The sequence below is a fragment of the Streptomyces sp. SPB162 genome, from assembly GCF_029504575.1.
GTDB lineage: Bacteria > Actinomycetota > Actinomycetes > Streptomycetales > Streptomycetaceae > Actinacidiphila.
Genome location: NZ_JAQFII010000001.1, coordinates 4,390,171 through 4,410,680, shown reverse-complemented (window position 1 = coordinate 4,410,680; position 20,510 = coordinate 4,390,171). Strand labels below are relative to the sequence as shown.

The following is a 20,510-nucleotide window of genomic DNA, read 5'->3' as shown; positions in this document are numbered from 1 at the left end:
TGTTCTGGTCCTCTTCTGCTGGTTCTGCTGGAAGTCGGGGGGTTCTGGAAGTCGGGGTGTTCCGGACGTCGGGGCGTTCCGGACGTCGGCGGATTCGCGCGGGCCGGGGCGTCAACGGCCTGTCTTGAGGGGCAGCACGGCGCTGATCCGGAAGCCGCCGCCGGGCCGCGGCCCGGCCTCCAGCGTGCCGCCGATCATGCCGATGCGCTCACGCATCCCGATCAGGCCCTGCCCGAGGCCGTCCCGCCCGCCGTCCTCGTACAACTCGTGCTGCGCGCCCCGCCCGTCGTCCTCGATGAGCAGGTCCAGTTCGGCGTCCGCGAAGGCGAGCTGGACGGTGGCGGTCGCGTCGATGCCGCCGTGCTTGCGGGTGTTCGTCAGCGCCTCCTGGACGATGCGGTACGCGGTCAGTTCCACGCCGCTGGAGAGCGGACGGGCCTCCCCCGTCACCTCGAAGCGCACGGGCAGGCCGGCGCCCCGCACCTGCTCGACGAGTTCGGACAGTTGGTCGACCCCGGGCTGCGGCACGTACTCGCCGCCGCTGTCATCGCCCGCCCGCAGCAGCCCGAGCAGCCGGCGCATCTCGGCGAGCGCCTGGCGGCCGGTGCTGGAGATCGTCGCCAGCGCCTGCTTGGCCTGCTCCGGCGAAGCGTCCAGCACATAGGCGGCGCCATCCGCCTGCACCACCATCACCGACACGTTGTGCGCCACCACGTCGTGCAGTTCACGGGCGATACGGGCCCGCTCGGCGGCGACCGCGGCCTTGGACTGCGCCTCGCGCTCCCGCTGCAGCCGGGCGGCGCGCTCCTCCAGCTGGAGGTAGTAGGCACGGCGGGTGCGGAGGCTGTCGCCGATGACCCAGGCGAGCGCGAACGGGACGGACACGAAGATCACTTGGGCTATGCCGACCCAGATGCTGGAATACGGGTTGTCGTCCGGCCAGCGCAGGCTGGAGATCGGCGAGGCGCTCAGACCGCCGATGAGCGCGAGCCGCGAAGCCCAGCGGCTGCCGTTGGCGGCGACGGTGTAGACCGCGACCAGCATGGCGAAGTCGCCGGGATTGACCCGGACGTCCAGCAGGATCTGGGCGATGCCGAGGGCGATGACCAGCAGCAGCGTCTTCTCCGGCGAGCGGCGGCGCAGCGCGACGACGGCGCTCAGTCCGAAGCAGATCGGGATCGCGGCCATCCGCGAGAACGGCGACGGCTGGCTGTCCTCCATCACCCACAGCGCGCTGAACCCGAGCAGGACGAGAGCCCAGAAGCTGTCGACCCCGGTGGGGTGTCTGCGGAGGAAGGAGTAGAGGCGCTGCACATTACCCAGCGTATGCAGGGGAACGGCTGTCCGGGGTCAACCGCCAGATCGATCTCGCGTACTCCGCAAGGTGGAGGGAACCGCCGTGAACCCGGCATTGATCCCGTTCCGTCCCGGCTTTGGTCCCGTTCCGCCCCGGTATCGCCCCTCAGTGGGCACTGGGGGTCCGGTCAGCGGTCAGCGGATCAGGGGGTCAGTGGGTCAGTGGGTCAGTGGGTCAGTGGGTCAGCGGATCAGTGGGTCAGCCCGCGCGGCGGTGGTTGCGCGTGCGCGAGCGCTTCTCGATGTACATCCGCTGATCCGCGGAGTGCAGGATCTCGTCGGCCGTCATGCCGCAGCCCGCCCAGCCGATACCGAAGCTGGCGCCGACGCGCACCGCCCGCCCGTCGACCCGGATGGGCGGGATGATCGCGTTGCGCAGCCGCACGGATAGGTCCTGCGCGTCGGCGGGGCCCAGGCCGTCGGCGAGGACGACGAACTCGTCGCCGCCGAGACGGGCCACGGTGTCGCCGTCGCGGACCACACTGGCCAGCCGGCGGGCGACCTCGATGAGGACGGCGTCCCCCGTGTGGTGGCCGAACCGGTCGTTGATCGACTTGAAGCCGTCCAGGTCGCAGAAGAGCACGGCCAGGCCCTTGCTGCCGGAGTCGACGCTCTCGTCCGGCGCGATGGTGTGGGTGTGCAGGTCGTACCCGCCGACCGCCCCCATCGGGCTGGCCATGTCGTCGGGGCCGAAGCCGTAGCTGAACGCGAACTCGTCGGGTGCGGCGTCGGACACCGCGTCGTCGGGGCGTTGACAGAGGCGACTGGAGAGCCTGGCGCGCAGTTCCGCGCTGTTCGGCAGCCCGGTGAGCGAGTCGTGGCTGGCGCGGTGGGCGAGTTGCATCTCGCGGCCCTTGCGCTCCTCGATGTCCTCGACGTGGGTCAGCAGGAAGCGCGGTCCGTCCGCCGTGTCCGCGACGACGGAATTGCGCAGCGAGACCCACACGTAGCTGCCGTCGCGGCGAGCCAGGCGCAGTTCGGCCCGGCCGCCCTCGGCGGAGGTCCGCAGCAACAGGCCGACGTCCTCGGGGTGGACGAGGTCGGAGAAGGAGTAGCGGCGCATCACGGAGGCGGGGCGGCCCAGCAGCCGGCACAGCGCGTCGTTGGCACGCAGCAGCTTGCCGTGCTGGTCGCCGCCCATCTCGGCGATGGCCATACCGCTGGGCGCGTACTCGAACGCCTGCCGGAAGCTCTCCTCGCTGGCGCGCAGCGCCTGCTGGTCGCGCTCCAGCCGGACCAGCGCCCGCTGCATGTTGGCCCGCAGCCGGGCGTTGCTGATGGCGATGGCGGCCTGGAAGGCGTACATCTGCAGCGCCTCGCACCCCCACGGGCCCGGGTGCCGACCGTTGGTGGGCTTGTCGACGGAGATGACGCCGATCAGCTCGCCGCCGATGTTCGCGGACGCGTACATGGGGGCGTAGAGCCGGTCGTTGGGGTGCCACTCGTCGGGGAAGCGGGGCGGCGGCCCGTCGGTGTGCCACTGCGGAACGTCGTCGTCGACCAGGACCCAGCCCTCGGTGTGCGGTATGAACCGCAGCATCCCCCAGCGCTCACCCATGTTCAGCCGGCGCTCCCATGAGGCGCGCGATCCGACGCGGCCGGCGAGCAGGGACTCGGCGGCGACACTTCCGGCGAAGGCGGCGACGACCAGGTCGCCGTCGGGTCGCACCAGGTTCACGGCGCAGAGTTCATAGCCCAGCCCGTTGACCACCCCGTCGGCCACGGCCTGCAGAGTGTCGGCGAGACTTCGTGCCGTATTGAGGTCTGCTACGACCTGGTGCAGCTGACGCAGGGTCGCGAGACGGACATACGGCTCCGACTCGGTGTCCATGCCTCTCTCCGAGCCCTCGACAGCAACTCCTGGGATTTCTTGTCGTCCGATTGCCACGGCAACTGAATCACAGCGAGCAGTTCGGCCGGTACACAGGGTCAACAATTCCTGCCCCTTGTGACTCAAGTCACAGGAGTTTGTCCCGGCTTGACCACGGAGCGTATGGCTTTGGGCCGAGGCTTCGACCAGTACCGGCCTAGGACCCGCCTAGGACCCCGCCTAGGTCCCGCCCGCAGAGGTCTGGTCCTGTGGCCCGATGCGCCGGGCCGAGGCAGGGACGTACCGTCCTTGATGTGCTTCAGACATCCGCTGTCCCCCATCCTGGGATCATGGCCCACCCCGACGACTTCCGTGCCGCGATGGCCCGCCTCGCGGCCGGCGTCGTCCTCGTCACCGCCCACGACCCGGAGGACGGGCCCAGGGGCGAGGACGTCGGCATGACGGCCACCGCGTTCCTGTCCGTCTCGCTCGAACCGCCGATGGTACTGGTGAGCGTCCGCGCGGACTCGCGAATGGACGATCTGCTGGAGCGGCAGCCGCTGTGGGCGGCGTCCGTGCTCAGCGAGAGCCAGCGGCACATCGCGGGGCGCTTCGCGATGCGCGGACGGATCAGCGACCGGCTGCTCTTCGAGGACGTGTCCTACTACCGGGGCCCCAGGTCCGGTGCCCCGATACTCGGCGGGGCGCTCTCGGTGCTGGAGTGCGAGACGGAACAGCGGGTCACGGCCGGGGACCACACCCTCGTCATCGGACGGGTGCTCGCCGCGAAGACGCCGAGCGCCGACGGCTCACCCCTCGTCTACTTCAAGGGCCGCTACCGGCAGCTCGAATAGCCCGCCCCTCGAACCGCCGGGATCAGTCCCAGGTCCGCCCGTCGCGGCCGCGCTTGGTCTCGCCGCGCTGCTTCTTGTGCCGCAGCCGCCGCTCGTTGATACCGCGCGGGATCTTCGTCGGCCGGCGCGGTTTGGGCGGCGGGGCGGTGGCCGTCGCCAGCACCGACGCCAGCCGGGCGAGCGCCGTCTCGCGGTTGCGCCACTGCGAGCGGTGCTCGGAGGCCTTGACCGTCAGGACCCCGGAGACGAGCTTGCCCGCGAGGCGCTCCAGCGCCCGGTCCTTCCAGACCTCCGGCAGGCACTCCGTGCCGGCGAGGTCGAAGCGCAGCTCGACCTGGCTGTCGCTGGTGTTCACGTGCTGCCCGCCCGGCCCCGAGGACCTGGAGAAACGCCACAGGAGCTCGGCCTCCGGGACGGAGACGGAGCCGCGAATGACAAGGGGACCGGACATGCGTCCTATGATCCCGCGTTCCGGCGGCTCCCGTCACAGGGTTTTCCCCCTGCTGTTCGAGCCGCCGCGGCCGATCCGGAATCCTTCGAAGGGAACCAGACCGTCCTCTGACGGCGTTGTGACGGGTGACGGTAGCTTCGTCGGCAACAACCCATCTCCATGGAGGGGACTCCCAATGGCTGTAAGCCTGTCCAAGGGCGGCAACGTCTCGCTGACCAAAGAGGCGCCGGGCCTGACGGCTGTCACGGTCGGCCTCGGCTGGGACGTCCGTACCACTACCGGTACCGACTTCGACCTCGACGCGAGCGCCATCGCCGTGAACGCCACCGGCAAGGTCTACTCGGACGGCCACTTCGTCTTCTTCAACAACAAGGCGACGCCGGACCAGTCGATCGTCCACACCGGCGACAACAAGACCGGTGAGGGCGAGGGCGACGACGAGCAGATCAAGGTCAACCTGGCGGCGCTCCCGGCCGACATCGACAAGATCGTCTTCCCGGTCTCGATCTACGACGCCGAGACCCGCAGCCAGAACTTCGGCCAGGTCCGCAACGCGTACATCCGCATCGTCAACCAGGCCGGCGAGGCGGAGATCGCCCGTTACGACCTGAGCGAGGACTCGGCCACCGAGACCGCGATGGTCTTCGGCGAGCTGTACCGCAACGGCGCGGAGTGGAAGTTCCGCGCGGTGGGCCAGGGCTACGCCTCCGGCCTCGTGGGTATCGCCACGGACTTCGGCGTCAACCTCTGACACCGCCTCCCGACGGCCCCCGGATCGCTCCCGATCCGGGGGCCGTCGACGTCCGCCCTGCCGCTTCGGGCCCCCGACGTCACTTTCCGAGGCGGGGGCGTTCCAGGAGACCGCGGTGTACGCCTTGCGCTCGGCTGACTCGGAGGACTGCGGACCGGCACCGTCGCCGCGCAGGGTGACGATGACCCGACGATGCGGGGAGCGCTCGTGCCCCGTGGGACGATCGACCGTGTGATCGACCTCGGCTACGCCCTCTCTCGCCGCTTCCCCGACCCCCCGCAGACGGACTACCGCACCGCGACCGTCCACTCCCTGCGCCACGACCTGTTCTGCGGCGACGTGTACCTCGCGAAGGACGAGCGCGAACTGTCCACAGCCTGGGGATGGGTGCCGGTGCTCGACTTCGCGTGGGCGATGTGCGACATCGTCGAGCGGTTGGACGAGGACCCGCGCGGCAGCCGTGCCTCGCGCACGCAGTACGCCGAGTTCGACTTCACCGAGTCCTCGGACCGGCTCCGCTTCGCGCGGCGTTTCGGCTACGTGGACGTCGTCGCCGACTGGGCCGAGGACGAGCCGCCGCTGTCCCTGCACCACACGACGTTCCGCCGCGAGGCGCGCGACTTCCTGCACGACCTGATCGCGGACCTGACGGACATGCACGACGGCCTCGGTGAGAACCCGGCCGTGTGGGACCTGCGGGCCCGCTACCCGCGCGTGTGACCGATCGTGTCACCCGTTCGGAGCAACTCCGGATGCGTCGGCTCTGCCCAGGGGTTCTCCTGCAGTCATGGACAACTACCCGATGCTCGACCTGTTCTGGACGATGCTCCTGATCTTCTGCTGGGTGCTCTGGTTCTTCCTGCTGTTCCGGATCATCGGTGACCTGTTCCGCGACCACGACCTCAGCGGATGGGCCAAGGCCGGTTGGATGATCCTGGTCATCCTGCTGCCGTTCGTGGGCGTGCTGGCCTACGTCATCGTGCGCGGCACCGGCATGAGCCAACGTGAGGCCAGGCAGGCGGAGGCGCAGCAGAACGCCTTCAAGCAGTACGTGCGCGAAGCGGCGGGGCCGGAGACCGGCACGAACGCCTCGGACAACAGCGTGGACCAGCTCCACAAATTGTCCGAGATGAAGAGCCGCGGCGATCTCACCGAGGCGGAGTACACCCGGGCCAAGGAGAAGATCCTGGCCAGGTCGTGACGCGAGCTCCGTGGGCGTCCCCTTCTCCGGGTCTCCTGCCTTGACCTGAACCTAGGTTCACGTCGAAGGATGAGCGGTGCGACGCCACCAGGCGCCACACCGCCAGAGAGATCCGGAGAAACGCCATGCGCGCCGTCCGTCTGCACGCCTTCGGCCCCGCGGAGAACCTGACGTACGAACAGGCCGGGACCCCGGTGCCGGGGTCCGGGCAGGTGCGGATCGCCGTCGGCGCGGCCGGGGTCCACATGATCGACACGGTCTTCCGCCAGGGCGACCCGAAGAGCCCGTACCCGCTGCCGGAACTGCCGACGATCCCGGGCCGCGAGGTCGCCGGCACCGTCGACGCCCTCGGCGAGGGCACCGACCCGCGCTGGCTCGGCCGCCGCGTCGCCGCCCACTTGGGCATGGTGCCCGGCGGTTACGCCGAAACCGCCGTCACCGACGCGGGAAAACTGCACGAATTGCCGGAGAACCTGGACTTCGCCCAGGCCATCGCCATGATCGGCACCGGCCGCACCACCCTCGGCATCCTGCGGTTCGCCGACCTGACCGACCAGGACGTGGTGATCGTCACCGCCGCGGCCGGCGGCATCGGCACGCTGCTCGTCCAGCACGCCGGGAACGTCGGCGCGACCGTCGTCGGAGCGGCGGGCGGCCCCGCCAAGGTCGAGCGGGTGCGCGACCTGGGCGCGGACGTGGCCGTCGACTACAACGCCGACGACTGGACCGACCAGGTACGCACCGCCCTCGGCGGCCGGTCCGCGACCGTCGTCTTCGACGCCGTCAGCGGCCCGTACGGCCGCGCCGCCGTCGACCTGCTCGGCAAGGGCGGCAAGCACCTCGTCTACGGCTGGTCCGGCGGCGGTCCACTGGCACTCGGCGAGGAGGAACTGGCCACGCGCGGGATCACGTCGCAGACCGTCGTCGGCCCGGCGATGATGAAGGCGATCGGCGGCCCCGAGGGCCTGCGCGCCCTGGAGGAGGCGGCCCTCGCGGAGGCCGCGGCGGGCCGCCTGGTACCGGCTGTGCAGCGGTTTCCGCTGGCGGAGGCCGCCGCCGCACACCGGGCGCTGGAGTCGCGCGCCACGATGGGCAAGGTCATCCTGGTGCCGTAGCGGGAACTGGATGGGCCCCCCGGGGAGTTCCCTGGACGAGATCGATGAGATCCACGAGATCCACGTCACAACGCGTCGAGGAGACACCACCATGGCCCTGTGGAACCGCTTCAAGGAGTCCGCGCAGACCATGCAGACCCAGCTCACCGCCAAGAAGAACGACCTCAAGAGCGGGGCGTTCCGCGACGCGAGCATGGCGATGTGCGCACTGGTCGCCGCCGCCGACGGTCAGATCGACCCGTCCGAGCGTCAGCGCGTGGCGTCGCTGATCGCGGGCAACGACGTCCTGCAGAACTTCCCGGCCGAGGACCTGCAGCGCCGGTTCAACGACTACCTGGGCAAGCTGACCGCCGACTTCGACTTCGGCAAGGTCGGAATCCTGCAGGAGATCGGCAAGGTCCAGAAGAAGCCGACCGAGGCCCGCGCCGTCATCCAGATCGGCATCGTCATCGGCGGCGCCGACGGCGACTTCGACAAGACCGAGCAGGGCGTCGTGCGCGAGGCCTGCTTCGCGGTGGGCATCGACCCCAAGGAGTTCGACCTCTAAACCCCCAGAAGTTCAGACCGGCTTCCAGCCAGTCGTTCGGACCATCAGGCCGCCGCCGAAATTTCCCTCGGCGGTGGCCTCGGCCTGCGACCCTCCAGGCAGGCCCCTGCGCCTGAACCGTGCATTCCTCATATCTGGTACTGCTGCCACGACTACGATGTGACCTGTCCGTTCGCGGCGCGGTGGGGGAAGAGGTCTGCGATGGCGCACGACGACGCAGTAGCGACGGCATGGCGATTACACGCCTCACTTGCCGACTGGACCGGTCGGATCGACGCAAAGGCGTCATTCGCTCTGACCATTGAATCGGCCTTACTCGCGGGGGTCGGCGCCTCGGCAGGTACCAGTCACGGATTCGGCGGGATCTCCGCGGCGTGGGCGCAGGGTGCCCTGTGGGTCGGTGCGGGGATGTTGGTACTTGCCGCTTTCGCTGCCGTCGCCGTGGTGTTACCGCGGACGGGGACACGGCAGAACGGCACTCCAGGACTGGATGACTACCTGTTCTACGGCCATTTGCGTCTCTGGGCGCCGCAGGACCTGGCCGAACGGCTCACCACGGCGGATCCGTTGCCGGCGCTGACCGGCCAGCTCGTGGCCATGAGCGACATCGCCTGGGTCAAGCACTGCCGGGTACGGCAGTCGCTGATCCTCGCGGTGACCGGTCTGGTCCTGCTCACTCTGGCCGTGGTGGCCGGTTGACCATGAATCATGACCATGACCATGAGCACGCGTCGCTGAACGAACGGCGGCCCGAGGGGGAGACGTTCTGGTCCCTCCTCGATGGGACCGCCCGGGACCGCCTCACGTCCGCAGGCCACGTACACAAGTACTCCGCAAGATCGCACCTGCTGAGACAGGACGAGTTCTCCGATCACGTCCTTGTCCTGCGCACCGGCTGTGTGAAGGTATACGCCGAGTCAGGGACGGGCTATCAGGTCGTGCTGGCGCTGCGTAACGGCGGTGACCTGCTCGGCGAGCAGGCAGGCCTGGACCGGCAGCCTCGCTCGGCATCGATCTACGCCCTGATGGACACGGAGGCACTGGTCGTCCCCGCCAGTCGCTTCACGGCTCTCCTCTGGTCGCAGCCCACGATGGCGGCGGCGGTGCAGCAGGTGCTGTCACGCCGATTACGCGAGGCCGACCGGCACCGGGCCGCGATCGGCTCGGTGCCGGTCGAAGCGCGGTTGGCCGCCCTGGTTCTGGACCTCGGGGAGCGCTACGGCAGGCGTACCACCGACGGCTCGGTGCGGATCGACCTGCCGTTGTCGCAGGACGACCTGGCCGGCCTGGTGGTCAGCTCGCGCCGAACGATCAGCCGGATCCTGGAGGAGTGGCGCCGAGAGAAGCTGCTCACCACCGGGCGCCAAGCGCTGGAGTTGGCCGGGCTGCACGCGCTGCGCCACCGAGCCGAGGACCCTGGTGCGGTGCCGGGCTGGATCGCGCCGCGCGGGGAGCGCCATGCACCGAGGCGCAGCAGCGCCGAGCAGTCGCCTCACACGTTGTCCCATGAGTAACGGGTCAGCCCGTACCGGTCCGCGATGTCATTCCACTCCCCGACGAACTTCTTCTTCGCCTCGGTGGCCCGGCCGCTCGCCTCGGCAGCGTCCTGGAATTCTGGCGCGTTCCCCGTGTTGTCCGGCGAGCAATCCCCCGAGTTCAGGCTCTCGGCCCATTGACGATAAGCGTCGTCGGCCTCCGCGGATGCCGACCAGGCGGTCCGCAGATCGGTGAGTGCCTGGTCACCGCCGGACAGACCGTCGACGTTCAGATGGTCCAGCCGGGCCAGCAGATCCCGGCGAGCAGTGGCCGCGTGCGAGAAGACGTCGGCGTCGTTGGACAGCGTGTCGCAGTGCTGCACGGACGCGACCGCGGCTCCGACTCCGCTGCGCGTGCCTGCATTCTCCTGCAGCAACGCGTCCACCGCGGCGGCTTGGTCACGGGCCGCCGAGCCGGTGCCGGTGCCGTCCGCCGGGGTCTGCCCGTCGCCGCCCAATCCGCCTGTGTCGGTGGAAGCCGCCTCGCTGCCGGTGGGCGCCGAACCGTCACCGGAGCCGACGAGATGGGTGCCGAAGCCGATGAAGAGCAGGGTCGCGAGCACCGCCGCCGCGATGGCGGCTCCCCTCGCCGGCGATATCGAACCCCCGGGCTGCTGTGGCATCGGCCACTGACCGGTCCTGGCAGGGCCCGCGGTCTGCGGCATGTACTGCACTCGCGGTGGAGGCGACGCGTGCGGCGGAGCGGGCGAGAAGGGCGGTCCCCCCGGCGCGGTCGGCGATGCCTGCGCGGGGGCGGTCGGCGGGGGGCGCCGAAATTCTGCGGGGCGGCCGATCCCGTTGCGGGTCAGCGATCGCCCGTTCCAGTGCCCCACCCCAGTCCTGCATGCTGGGCCGGTCCTTGGGGTCCGCCGAGAGGCCCGAGCCGGCCAGTACAGCCAGTTCGTTCGACACCTGGGCCAGTTGAGCAGTCCCGGTGCCCTCCTGCTCGCCGAGGAAGAGCCGGATCGCCAGCAAGGTGAACTTGTATCGGTCGCCTTCCGCGGTCGCCAGCGGTTCCCCGTCCGGGACCTTCCAGCCCGGGGTCTCCGCCTGATCCAGCACACTGCGCCCCCGCAGTCGCATGGCATCGCAGTCGATGAAGAAGCAAGCCGGACGCGGGGCCAGGGTGAAGAGGAGATTCTTGGCCGACAGGTCCCCAACAGCAACGTCGAGCTTGTGCAGTCGAGCGAGCAGATCCGCCAGGTCCTTGAGCAGCAGTAGGCGCTGCCGGTCGCTGATCGTGATCCCGATCCGCTCGATGTACTGCTGATCGTTCAGCAGGAACTGGAAATCGGCGATCCGCTGCCGCCCCGGAGCGGTGGCCAACTCGGTCGTGAAGTCGTCCGGCACCTGACGCATCAGGAATCCGCGGGACCGTCCCGCGTGATCGACGATCGCTACAGGCCACGCACTACGCTCCGCCAGCCAGCGGCCCACGGCCGCGTCGAGCGACGGAATGAACTCGACCATCGCCTCCAGCGCCGCGAAGTCGGCTTCGCGCAGCGAGAAATCCGAGTACTCCTTGTAGGCGATCGGCCACTCTTTGTTGATCTTCCTTTCTTTGATAGCCCATACCTCTCCCTGGCCGCCCTTGCCGAGGTGCCGCTCCTTGACGAGCGAGTCCAGGTCGACGTGCGGAGCACGCCCGGTCACCTCCGGGCCTCCCGCAGCAGGTGCCTCGGCCAGATGGCGAGCAGCGTGCGGTCGTCGTCGAAGGTCTCCCGGGAGAAGTCCAGCAGGTGGGCGAGCCCGCGAGCGGGTAGCGGAGTGCGCAGATACCGGTGGAATAGTTCCCCGACGGCACCCGTGCCGTCGCCCAGCGCGTCCCCGAAACCGTCGGTGCCGACGAGGAGCACGGATGCGGGACCGAGTACCGTCCGCTGGACCGGGAGGGGCGAAGGAACACGGGGCAGCGGCGTCACCACCGATGACAGCACCTCGGCTCCGTTCGAGTCCTTCGTCGTCAGGAGACGCCGATAGCCGCCTCCGCCCCCGTCGAGCAACCATGCGCCGGAGTCACCAACCTGGACGAGGCTGACCTCCGGTACTCCGGATTCGCCGATCCGTACGACACCGGCCACCAGGGTCGTCGCGTACTTGCGCTCGGCCTCTTCGCTGTAGGCCCCTTCGGGCTCCCGTCCGGCTGCCGCCCGCGCGACGAGTTGCCAGGCGGCCGACCGCACCACTTGGGGCCAGTCCACGGTGGGGGTCCCTGAGTCCAGTTGCTGCAGCAGGTTGCTGACGGCCCCCCGGCACGCCAGCGCTGAGCCGATCGAGGACTGCTCGGCCGACGACACGCCGTCGGCGACGGCGAACACCACACTCTGGGTGGGCTCGTGCACGGAGACCACCACATCGTCCTCGCGTGGCCTGCCCGCGTAACGGTGGGCGTACCCGCGCACGGACGCCAGGCGCACCGACACCAGGTCCGTGGACCACCCGTCATAGACGGTGTCCGGGCGGTACGACGGCGCCGTGGGCGGCCTGGGTTCGAAGCGGTACCCCGGCTCCCCCACGGTGATCGCCTCCCAGTCCGCAGGTGAGTACGGTTCGGGCCGAGCGGGCGCGGGCGGCGGGGCGGGAAAGGCTGCGGCCGGCGGCCTGGCGGAGGGCGGTGCCGCGGCCGGGTGCGCGACGCCGGGATGGGCGCCGGATGTAGGTTCGGGCGGCGGATGAAATAGCGGCGCAGGAGGCTGGTCGAAGTCCCCGCGCCACCCGTCCGATCGTACGTAGTCGTCGATCCCGGCGTCCTCGCCCGACCGACCGGCGGAATGCAACCTGTCCACGTCAGACCTCGTCAATGGCCATGATGAAACCCTCGGGCTTCGTGACGATCAACTCGGCGTTGCCGTTCGCCAAGCTGCGGCCGGACTCCACCATGCTCTGGGTGAGGGCTAGGAAGAAGGAGGAAATGGCCGTTCCGAGATCGGCGCCTGCCACTGCCACCAGGGCGAACTCCTGCTTCGTTGCGACCTCCAGCATCGTCGCCGGGGCGGCGTGGCCGATTCCACAGGCAATGACGTTCGGCGCCGCGGGCGTCACGCCCCGATCGGTCAGTCGCCGGTGCGGGGTCTTCCAGTCCTCGCCGGAATTGGGCATGCCATCGCTGAGGAAGAACACCGCTGGGCGGTGAACTTTGTACCCCTCGGACTTCAACCGGTTGATGTCATGCGGCAGCCGGTTCAGCAGCGCGGTGAACACCGCTTCGTAACTGGTGGTGCCCCGCGTAACCAGCTCGGGCAGCTGGGCCTCCCGGCGCAGATCGGCGAGTTCCACCCGCGTCACGACGTCGTCGGAGAAGCCCAGGACCGAGAAGCGCACTTTCGCCGCCGCCATCGGTTCGCCCAGCAGGGCGCTGTGCAGCGACTGAAGCCCCTGATTCAGCTCGCCGAGGTGTTTGGTCATCGACCCGGACTCGTCGGCTAGTACGTAGACCGGCAATAGAGAGCCGCGGTTATCGGACACTGCGGTGTTCCTTCTTCCGTGGGTGGCTGTTGGACTGTGCGATTGCGGGATCTGTCATGGTTCACCCCACCGTCGCGGCGGGCAGCAACCCCTTCGGACACTCGGCGATCAGGTCCGGGCGCCCGGCGAGCACGCCACGGCCCAGATGCAACAAGGTGTTCTGCAGCAAAGCGGAGAACAGGGCCGTCTGGTCCGCCGCCGGAACCGCGGGGTCCGCGATGAAGGCCAGTTCAGGACTGGAGGCGATCCGCAGCACACCGCGGGACTCTGCTGCGCCCAGACCGCAGGCGACGATGGTGGGGGCGTAACGGTGTGCCGCGAGGCTCTCCCGGGCCGCGGGCCATTTCACGTTGTCCTGTGGCGGGGCGGTGGTCACCAGGAACACCACGGGACGGTGGACCCGGCCACCGCCGTGCTTGAGCCGGTCGACATCTCCGGGCAGCAGGTCGAGCAGCCCGTCGAAGGCCGCGGCAAGGTGCAGACCGCCGCCGGCCGACAGATGGGGCACATCCGTGCCCCAGTCGACCCGCGTCAAGGGCATCCTCATGTCCGGGCGTTCGGCGAAGCCGATCACGGACAGCCGCAGGCCTGCCGCCACGTCGGGGCTCTGGGTCAGTGCGGTATGCAGCGAACGCAGCGCGTCGTTGAAACCCGCGGTGAACGTCGCGGCCGACTGCGAGGCATCGAGCACCACGTAGACCGGCATCGTCGCCCCGGCGCCGGCCGGGGGCCGCATCGGCCGGCGCCCGTGATGCCGGGCCGGCGACCGCGGCCGCGCCGCCCCACATCACCGGGGCGGTGGGGGCCGGCCCCACGGCGGGCGATGGCGGCCCCCCGACCTGCGGGCCGTACATCGGGAGCGCGCCCACCGCCGGACCGCCGTAGGACGACATCAGGTCCGGAGCACGGAAGAAATCCTTCTCGACCATGAACTTGAACATCTCGTCGCTGCGCTGAGTGCCCAGCTCCCAGCGCATGGCCTGAGTGCTCTCCCATTCGAGGCGCAGTTGCAGCGCACGCTCGGTGTCCTCGGGATGCTTGACCAGATGCTGCCGGATGAGCCCCTCGACGTCCCAGCTCATCCCGGCCAGGGCAGCACCACGGCGCTTCTCGCGATCCAGTTCTCCGGTGAGCCTGAGGTTCTCGACGGCCTCGTCCGACGTGACCTCCGCCACCCGCTTCTCGTGTTGCCGCTGCCCCAGAGTCCCGTCCCGGCGCGCCCGGGTCAGCGCCTTGACGTACTGCCTCGCGTCGTCGTCCGGCTCGATGTGCACCCGGCACAAGTAGATCGTCAGACCCTCAGGAAGCCGGACCGGCTGCTGGAACGCCCTGTTCACCTCGTCCTCCGCCCGGTCGGCTTCATCGATCGCGAAGCGGCGCGCGGTGGTGCGCAGAAGGTGGACGACGTGTCCGTACACAATGGGCAACGCGTCGGGAATACTGCGGCGCACCACCTGCTCCGGGTCCTCGACCCGGAAGCCCACATCCAGCGTGGCCTCGAAACGGTGCGCCTGGTCGCTGCACGGCAGCGGGGTGCTGCGCACCGCCGCCTGCCGTCGATGGTCGCCGAGGTCGACCGCCAGCCGGGTACCGCTCCTGCCGAGCACCTTGGCCCAGAAATTCGGGGTGGCTCTCGTGCCGACGGTGAGCTTGCCGTCGGGGGCGATATGAACGATCGCCACGTTACGGTGCCGGTCCCACCAGTCCTTGTGCTGATCGCTCGGCAACGAGTCCACGCTGGTGATCAGAGGCAACGTCGCAGCCATGTCATACCTTCTCTCGGTCGAGCACTCTGTTCACGGCCCACGCGGTGAGCGGCAGCGGGGCGAGTTCGTCACGATCCGTCCATTCAGCGGCGTACCGGCGGATGATGCGGCCCGAGCGGGCATCGTCGTGCACCAGGGCACCCACCATGTCCAGAAAGGTGTCCCGCAGTCGGGAGTCCGTCTCGGCGAGCGCCGCCCAGTTCCGCAGCGTCAGTTGTGCCTGCCGGTGGGAGAAGGGCTGACCCAGCGCCTCACGCCACAGCAGCACCAACGGATCGCGCACCTCGGGCCGGAGTTCGCTCAGGAAGAGCAGCGCGGGCCATCCGTCGTAGCCGTCGAATTCCGGTTGGGTGCCGTCGATGGCGAGACCGGTCGCCATGATCAGGAAAGCCAAGAGGCAAGTGGGCCGGGTCTGCGGCGGCAGCAGGCCGGTCCGCAGCGCACCCAGTACCAGAGGTGCCAGTGTGTAGTCGTCCGCCAGCAGGTCGGTGTAGCCGTTGCCGATGGCCACCGCGACCTTGATGCTGTCCACGGCCGACAGCCGGGCCAACCGCATGATGTTCTGCCCCGCGTCACCGGAGGCCGGCAGCAGGCCGTACACCCGTGCGGCCGTGGCCTGGCCGAGCGGACGGTTCCGGTCGGCGAACCATTCGGCGACCAACATGTCGATCTGGGGGCGTAGTTCCGCATCGCCGACTCCGATCGACAGCGCGCAGGCGACCGCCTCACGGAACCGCTCGTCCTGATGGAACGCCCAACCGGCCAACACGCGCCGGCTCAGGTACGCAAACGCCGTCGGCAGCAGTCCGCCGAGAGCCACCGCCGCGTACACCCGCACCTCGTCGGAACGGTCCGTGACCAACTCGCCCAGCCACTCCAGCAGCAGCTCCTGGATCGGGTATTCCGACCAGGCATGCGCGAGCACCTGCCGCGGGTAGTCCGGATCCTGGTACTCCAAGCAGCGTCCGGTACCGGGCGCGTCCACCCGACGGGCACGCAGCCGGGCCAGTAACTTCCGCATCGGCAGAGCCAGCGGGTCGTGTGCGGGCAATGGCTTGTAGCGGACCGCAGGATCCTGCGACCCGGCCGGAACGCGAACCGCGTCCAGCCGGCGTTCCAGCATGCGCGCGGCGTCGGTGATGTCCTCCTGCGGCAGGCCGTTGAGTACGGCCAGCGCCAGCGAGAAGCAGCGGATGAAGGGCTCCGTCAGGCCGTCGGCCCAGATCGCGAAGGTCTCGACGCCCTTCCGAGCCATCCGGTCACGGACCCGGCCCAGGTCAGGCTCGCCGGACTGGTACTCGTCATGCAGCGCGGTGGCGAGGTCCGCAGCGCTGCCGCAGGTCGCGTTGGCGTCCAGGTGCTCGGCGAGCAATGCCTCGACATCGGCGTCGGCGAGCATCCGCTCCGCCTCCCGCACGCCGAACCGCCAGCGGAGATAGCGTCTGACGATGCCGCGGAGCACCGGTGGCCGGGTCAGGTCCACCACTCCGGTCAGCAGCTCGCTGTCCGCCACGTCGGTATCGGCGACAGTGACGACCATGACGGCGTTCGCGCCCAGCAGGGCCGTCTGCAACCGGTCGAATATCTCGCCGCGCAGATTCGCCGCGTCCGCCGGCCGGTCCAGCAGGAAGCCGGCGCCGGATTCGATGCCCATGCCGGAACCGTCGGATGCGGAGGTGTCCAGCCGGTCGGCCAGTGACGCGAAGTCCACGCCGCTGTCGAGGTGGTAGACCGGCCCGCGGCAGGGCAGTAGGAGCCGCACGGCGGTGGCGGCCTTGCCGAGGCCGTCGGCTCCGCGCAGGACGGCGATGCTCTGCTTGGCCAGCGCCACGCGCGCCTCGTCGTACTCCGGTGCCTCCTCGTACGCGTTCTGAATTCGTTCGCGCAGCACCGGCGACAACGGCCGTAGCCGTTCACGCGCCCCACCGAGCAGGAAGACGTACTTGTCGCGGCCGACAGCGTCGCCGTCCACGTTGGCGAAGGCGTTGCGCAGGTGGCCGTGGCGCTGGGATCCGGCTCCGAAGCGGCCGGTGGCGGCGTCATCGCCACCCGTGCCGATCCGGTCGTCGCCGTGCCCCGCGGGGTCGGGGCCGTGGCCGGAGTCCGACGCCGCTTCCGGGCTACCCCCTCCAGGCACGCCATCGGCCCCGCCCGCAGGCGGGGCCGTGGCCGGTGCCGGTTCGGAAGCTCCCCCAACCGCTCCCGAACCGGCAGCTCCTCCCCCCGCGCCCCCCGGCGGTATGGGCTGGTTCACCAGCGGACCGGTCCTTGCTGGTGAACGACCTTGTCGCGGCCGACGACGTCGCCGTGAACGACACCAACCTGAATGGCGCTCCCGCCGACCGCGCCGTCTCGAGCGCGGGCGCCATCTCCCGCATCCGGCTCGATGCCGCCGGCGGCCGCGGAAGGCGACAGCGGAGCCGACTTCGGCTCTGCCGCAGCCTGCGGCCGCGGCGGCAGTCCCGGAGGCGCGCTGAACCCCGGCACAGTGATCCAGCCCTCCACCACCTCACCGTGCTTGGTGGTGAACTGCAGCGGGAGATACGCGGCGGGGTCGATTCCCCGATGGGCATGGCGGACCACGCCGTCGTAGACCTGCCCCGAGACGATGAACGCCAGATGAGCGGATTCCGCGGCATCCAGCACGTCCCGCAGCGGCTGCGCGTCCACCAGGCGGCACGCCATGTTCACCGCGTCGCCGGACCACCCGTGCCGGTCCTTCGCGGCCAGCCCCTGGTGGAGGGCGAGTCGCATACGCAGGGAGTGTGCCGAGCTGAAGACCTGAGCCATCTCTCGCAGCCCGTCATCCAACGCCCGCACCAACGGCCCCGCCAACCGTACCGGCGAGATCGTGGGCGGCACCAACATCAGAATGCCATCCCCGCGATCCTCGGCAACGACCACCGCACGGTCGATGCCCGCCTGCGCGAAAGCGCTCTCCACCACCTTGTACATAGCGTCGCGCATGGACCGCTGGATGGGGTCGGACCTCGTGCTGAAACTCTCCAAGTCCAGGACCAGGATCCAGTAGTGCAGCGCTTCGGATGTCATCGAGCCCCTCTCACAGAACCGGTCGCTTCCCGGTTTCTCATGTCCTACGGCACGGCTCCGCGTCCGTCTACGCCATATGGCGCACAACGGCTCAGCCCGGGTTCTGGGTGGTGGCTGAAGCAACGTGTCAGATCGCACGGCGGCCGCTACGCACCTCAAAGCGCCGCTGGGATCGTGCTCGTGAGTGACTGATCGTGCCGCGCGGTGCTGTTCCGGGTGGTCAGTGCCGCGAGGCATGGGCTGCCGCTTTCCCCAGCCGCCCATCAACCGACCGCCGTTGCCGCTGCCCCCCGAACAACAGGGCATCCCGAAGCCGCCGGCGCCGCACCGACACCGACTCCGACCCCGACTCCGACTCCGACTCCGGCAACTGACTGTCGTAGCCCTGCGCTCCCACAGCTACCTGCCAACACTTTCTGGCCGTACTCGTTGCGCGTTCACGTCGGAACCTCGCCGACTCGGGGTGGCGACTGGTCGGGGCTCAGGTGTCGATCTCCCCTGCCCAGGTGAACTCCAGGAGCGCCTTCGGCAGGTACTCGGACTCGACCTCGACGGGGATGTCAGCGTCGCGGGCCATACACGCGATGGCGAGTGGGGCGAGGGCGACCAGTCCCTCGCCACTCAGGGAGCGTGCCTCGTTCGCCGTCCAGTACTCCTTGTGCCAGGTGAGAGCATCAGTCAGCGCCGCGTTGAACTGCTCGGACTCCTGGCGCTGGTAGCGATGAAAAATCTCCAGCGGTGGGTACAGGATCTTCAGCATCAGCTCCGCGTCGGCGATGTGCGGGGCCTCAGGGTTGGTGCCGTTGACCGCGGTGACCAGCGTGTCCCAGGTTTCCCGCCGACCGAACCAGGCGTTCTGCAGCGTTTCCACCCACGCGTAGATGTACTCGTCGAACTCCGCGCCGGACTCACGGAGAATGGAGATGGGCACCCGGGCCAGCTGGTCGGACCGGTCGTTCTCCCGGCAGATGGCCGCCAGATAGAAGGCCGTGAGCCAGTTTCCCGCGTGCAGATAGTCCTGCGGTCCGGTCGCGGGCAAGTTCTTCACCTCGCCGTCGATCCCGATACGACACGGCACAGGGCCCTCGGCCGCCGTGCCCGACGCGAACAGCGCGGAACCGACCTGCATGGCCGTGACCCAGGCCTCCCAGGTCTGGAACTTCTGCACAGCGGGATCCGTCGCGCAGTACCACTTGGCCGTGATCAGCGTGCCGCTCAGGGCGTCGTGGCGGTAGTCCTCCGACGTCTCGAGCTCGGCGAGCACTTGATGGGTTCCTTTGATGATGGGTGCCATGGCTTCGGCCGCATTGTCCGTGCGGAAGCCGTGGCGGGGAATGCGCGTGACCACTTGCCGCCGTCCAACCAGGTCTCGATAAATTCCAGCGTGACACCACTACGGGCGGAACCATTCGGGGGGTTCGCCTGTCACCCTTCGGGGACCCGGCGGGTCAGTCGCAGCGTCAGTTCAGCGCCGGCCAGCATCCGGATGATCTCGATCGGAAGTTGGCTGAACTCCTTGTGGACTACGTCGGCAGGATCCATTCGATAGATATTTCCGTCGAGGCCTTGAGCCTCGACAACGTATCGAATACCGCCGGGTCCACCCGGAGTCCCCACCGCCTGCCAAGTTACATCGTGCCGGCGGGTGAGAATATCAGCGAGACAAGCCGTCAAGTCACTGTGCAGCGTCACCCAGTCCGACGTCTCGAACTGATCGAGGGGAAGCCGGGATACATAGTTCTGCAGCGCCGGGACCAAAGCGATGGGATCGCTGTTATAAGCTTCGAGGGAGACCCCGAGCATGTTGGCGATTTCGAGAGCGTTGAGACGGCTCGCCTCACCCCACTGCCCAGGACTCGGACCCGCATTCATGATATCGCCCTTCCGCGCCATCGAGTCGCCCTTCTTGAATCGTTGACTATTTAGCTCAGGCTTTCGCTGGGGCTTCGGCGCGGACGCCCAGATGGAGTCCGGCGCAGCCTCATTGGCCGCCTCATTGGCCGCCCACATGCCCTGACGCACCACATCGAGAACCGCTGCGGCGCCACCGTCGTCCGGAGCGAACTCCACCCGGACACCATCGAAGCCATTGGCCTCCAACTGACGCAGAATGCCGTCGAGATCGAGGCGGACGCCTTCACGGTTCGCCATGCCGCCAGAGTAGGGCGAACGCCCGCTGTGTGAACCGAAGTTCGGGGTGGCCGCACGATCGGAGACCGGGCCGGCGATGGCCTGGGTGTATTGACCCGTAGCGTTGTTGACCCGGCTGATGGGTGGTTTGCCGTCGAGTGCGGTGTGGCAGCGGTGGTGGTTGTAGGTGTGGAGGAAGTCTGCCAGTGCTTCGGTCCGTTCGGCGGTGCTGGTGTAGGGGCGGAGGTAGGCCCATTCCTCGAGGAGAGGGCTGTTGAAGCGTTCGACCTTGCCGTTGCTCTGCGGGCGGTAGGCGCGGGTGAGCTTGCCGCTCGCGCCGAGGTCGGCCAGGACCCTTTTCCAGGCCAGGCCTTTGCGGTAGGCCCAGGCGTTGTCGGTAAGGACGCGTTCGATCCGGGGCGGCGGATGGCGGTGCCGGTGGGTCGGTCCAGCCAGGCCAGGCGGTTGAGTCCCCCGT

General features: G+C 69.1%; 21 protein-coding genes and 2 pseudogenes. 9 read left to right on the top strand and 14 right to left on the bottom strand.

What is annotated here, in order from left to right; translation table 11 throughout:
* Positions 1 to 111 precede the first annotated feature (111 nt).
* Both M2266_RS20190 and cdgB read right to left on the bottom strand, forming a co-directional pair.
* Positions 112 to 1,314, bottom strand: coding sequence for a sensor histidine kinase (locus M2266_RS20190; RefSeq protein ID WP_277439449.1), 1,203 nt, complete (start codon positions 1,312 to 1,314; stop codon positions 112 to 114).
* Between the two features lie 241 nt (positions 1,315 to 1,555).
* Positions 1,556 to 3,187, bottom strand: coding sequence for a diguanylate cyclase CdgB (gene cdgB, locus M2266_RS20185; RefSeq protein ID WP_277439448.1), 1,632 nt, complete (start codon positions 3,185 to 3,187; stop codon positions 1,556 to 1,558).
* A 329-nt stretch (positions 3,188 to 3,516) separates the two neighbouring features.
* Here cdgB and M2266_RS20180 point away from each other — a divergent pair, with 329 nt between their 5' ends.
* On the top strand, positions 3,517 to 4,020 hold the full coding sequence (locus M2266_RS20180; protein ID WP_277439447.1) for a flavin reductase family protein: 504 nt from the start codon (positions 3,517 to 3,519) through the stop codon (positions 4,018 to 4,020).
* Positions 4,021 to 4,042: 22 nt separating this feature from the next.
* On the opposite strand, the gene arfB is transcribed toward M2266_RS20180, so the two are convergent.
* A complete protein-coding gene (gene arfB, locus M2266_RS20175; RefSeq protein ID WP_277439446.1) occupies positions 4,043 to 4,471 on the bottom strand; it encodes an alternative ribosome rescue aminoacyl-tRNA hydrolase ArfB in 429 nt (142 codons plus the stop codon).
* Between the two features lie 175 nt (positions 4,472 to 4,646).
* On the opposite strand from arfB, the gene M2266_RS20170 reads away from it, so the two are divergent.
* Complete coding sequence (locus tag M2266_RS20170) at positions 4,647 to 5,222, top strand: TerD family protein (RefSeq protein WP_277439445.1); 576 nt, start codon at positions 4,647 to 4,649, stop codon at positions 5,220 to 5,222.
* Positions 5,223 to 5,306: 84 nt separating this feature from the next.
* Here the strand turns inward: M2266_RS20170 and M2266_RS20165 are convergent.
* Positions 5,307 to 5,405 (bottom strand): annotated as a pseudogene (locus M2266_RS20165) (heme-binding protein); the annotation flags it as partial.
* A 48-nt stretch (positions 5,406 to 5,453) separates the two neighbouring features.
* Between M2266_RS20165 and M2266_RS20160 the strand changes: the two are divergent.
* The 6 genes from M2266_RS20160 to M2266_RS20135 all read left to right on the top strand — a co-directional run bounded on the left by M2266_RS20160 (position 5,454) and on the right by M2266_RS20135 (position 9,599).
* Entirely contained in the window at positions 5,454 to 5,942 is a 489-nt protein-coding gene (locus M2266_RS20160; RefSeq protein WP_277441278.1) for a hypothetical protein, read from the top strand.
* A 67-nt stretch (positions 5,943 to 6,009) separates the two neighbouring features.
* On the top strand, positions 6,010 to 6,423 hold the full coding sequence (locus tag M2266_RS20155; protein WP_277439444.1) for an SHOCT domain-containing protein: 414 nt from the start codon (positions 6,010 to 6,012) through the stop codon (positions 6,421 to 6,423).
* A gap of 125 nt (positions 6,424 to 6,548) precedes the next feature.
* Positions 6,549 to 7,538: a zinc-binding dehydrogenase gene (locus M2266_RS20150; protein ID WP_277439443.1), complete on the top strand. Its 990-nt coding sequence runs from the start codon at positions 6,549 to 6,551 to the stop codon at positions 7,536 to 7,538.
* A gap of 91 nt (positions 7,539 to 7,629) precedes the next feature.
* Positions 7,630 to 8,085, top strand: a complete 456-nt coding sequence (locus M2266_RS20145; protein ID WP_269271953.1) for a TerB family tellurite resistance protein — start codon at positions 7,630 to 7,632, stop codon at positions 8,083 to 8,085.
* A 201-nt stretch (positions 8,086 to 8,286) separates the two neighbouring features.
* Positions 8,287 to 8,784 carry a Pycsar system effector family protein gene (locus M2266_RS20140; protein WP_277439442.1) on the top strand — a complete coding sequence of 166 codons (498 nt, stop codon included), beginning with the start codon at positions 8,287 to 8,289 and terminating at the stop codon, positions 8,782 to 8,784.
* A 2-nt stretch (positions 8,785 to 8,786) separates the two neighbouring features.
* The gene (locus tag M2266_RS20135) at positions 8,787 to 9,599 is read left to right on the top strand and encodes a Crp/Fnr family transcriptional regulator (RefSeq protein WP_277439441.1); all 813 of its coding nucleotides are present in this window, start codon (positions 8,787 to 8,789) and stop codon (positions 9,597 to 9,599) included.
* On the opposite strand, the gene M2266_RS20130 is transcribed toward M2266_RS20135, so the two are convergent.
* The 5 genes from M2266_RS20130 to M2266_RS20110 all read right to left on the bottom strand — a co-directional run bounded on the left by M2266_RS20130 (position 9,578) and on the right by M2266_RS20110 (position 13,821).
* On the bottom strand, positions 9,578 to 10,183 hold the full coding sequence (locus tag M2266_RS20130; RefSeq protein WP_277439440.1) for a hypothetical protein: 606 nt from the start codon (positions 10,181 to 10,183) through the stop codon (positions 9,578 to 9,580). The genes M2266_RS20135 and M2266_RS20130 overlap by 22 nt on opposite strands.
* A complete protein-coding gene (locus M2266_RS20125; RefSeq protein ID WP_277439439.1) occupies positions 10,128 to 11,273 on the bottom strand; it encodes a hypothetical protein in 1,146 nt (381 codons plus the stop codon). Before M2266_RS20125 ends, M2266_RS20130 begins: the two co-directional genes overlap by 56 nt.
* On the bottom strand, positions 11,270 to 12,136 hold the full coding sequence (locus M2266_RS20120; RefSeq protein ID WP_277439438.1) for a protein phosphatase 2C domain-containing protein: 867 nt from the start codon (positions 12,134 to 12,136) through the stop codon (positions 11,270 to 11,272). The genes M2266_RS20125 and M2266_RS20120 overlap by 4 nt, the downstream gene beginning before the upstream one ends.
* A gap of 271 nt (positions 12,137 to 12,407) precedes the next feature.
* A complete protein-coding gene (locus M2266_RS20115; RefSeq protein WP_277439437.1) occupies positions 12,408 to 13,085 on the bottom strand; it encodes a VWA domain-containing protein in 678 nt (225 codons plus the stop codon).
* 61 nt (positions 13,086 to 13,146) lie between these two features.
* Complete coding sequence (locus M2266_RS20110) at positions 13,147 to 13,821, bottom strand: hypothetical protein (protein ID WP_277439436.1); 675 nt, start codon at positions 13,819 to 13,821, stop codon at positions 13,147 to 13,149.
* A 271-nt stretch (positions 13,822 to 14,092) separates the two neighbouring features.
* On the opposite strand from M2266_RS20110, the gene M2266_RS20105 reads away from it, so the two are divergent.
* Positions 14,093 to 14,899, top strand: coding sequence for a hypothetical protein (locus M2266_RS20105; protein ID WP_277439435.1), 807 nt, complete (start codon positions 14,093 to 14,095; stop codon positions 14,897 to 14,899).
* Here the strand turns inward: M2266_RS20105 and M2266_RS20100 are convergent.
* From M2266_RS20100 to M2266_RS20080, 5 genes and pseudogenes are all read right to left on the bottom strand, one after another.
* Positions 14,853 to 16,988, bottom strand: a complete 2,136-nt coding sequence (locus tag M2266_RS20100; RefSeq protein ID WP_277439434.1) for a hypothetical protein — start codon at positions 16,986 to 16,988, stop codon at positions 14,853 to 14,855. The genes M2266_RS20105 and M2266_RS20100 overlap by 47 nt on opposite strands.
* Positions 16,989 to 17,101: 113 nt before the next feature.
* Positions 17,102 to 17,902, bottom strand: coding sequence for a hypothetical protein (locus tag M2266_RS20095; protein WP_277439433.1), 801 nt, complete (start codon positions 17,900 to 17,902; stop codon positions 17,102 to 17,104).
* A gap of 481 nt (positions 17,903 to 18,383) precedes the next feature.
* Entirely contained in the window at positions 18,384 to 19,166 is a 783-nt protein-coding gene (locus tag M2266_RS20090; RefSeq protein ID WP_277439432.1) for an immunity 49 family protein, read from the bottom strand.
* Positions 19,167 to 19,327: 161 nt separating this feature from the next.
* Positions 19,328 to 20,053, bottom strand: a complete 726-nt coding sequence (locus M2266_RS20085; protein ID WP_277439431.1) for a hypothetical protein — start codon at positions 20,051 to 20,053, stop codon at positions 19,328 to 19,330.
* A gap of 87 nt (positions 20,054 to 20,140) precedes the next feature.
* Positions 20,141 to 20,359, bottom strand: a pseudogene (locus M2266_RS20080) (integrase core domain-containing protein); the annotation flags it as partial.
* Positions 20,360 to 20,510: the final 151 nt, after the last annotated feature.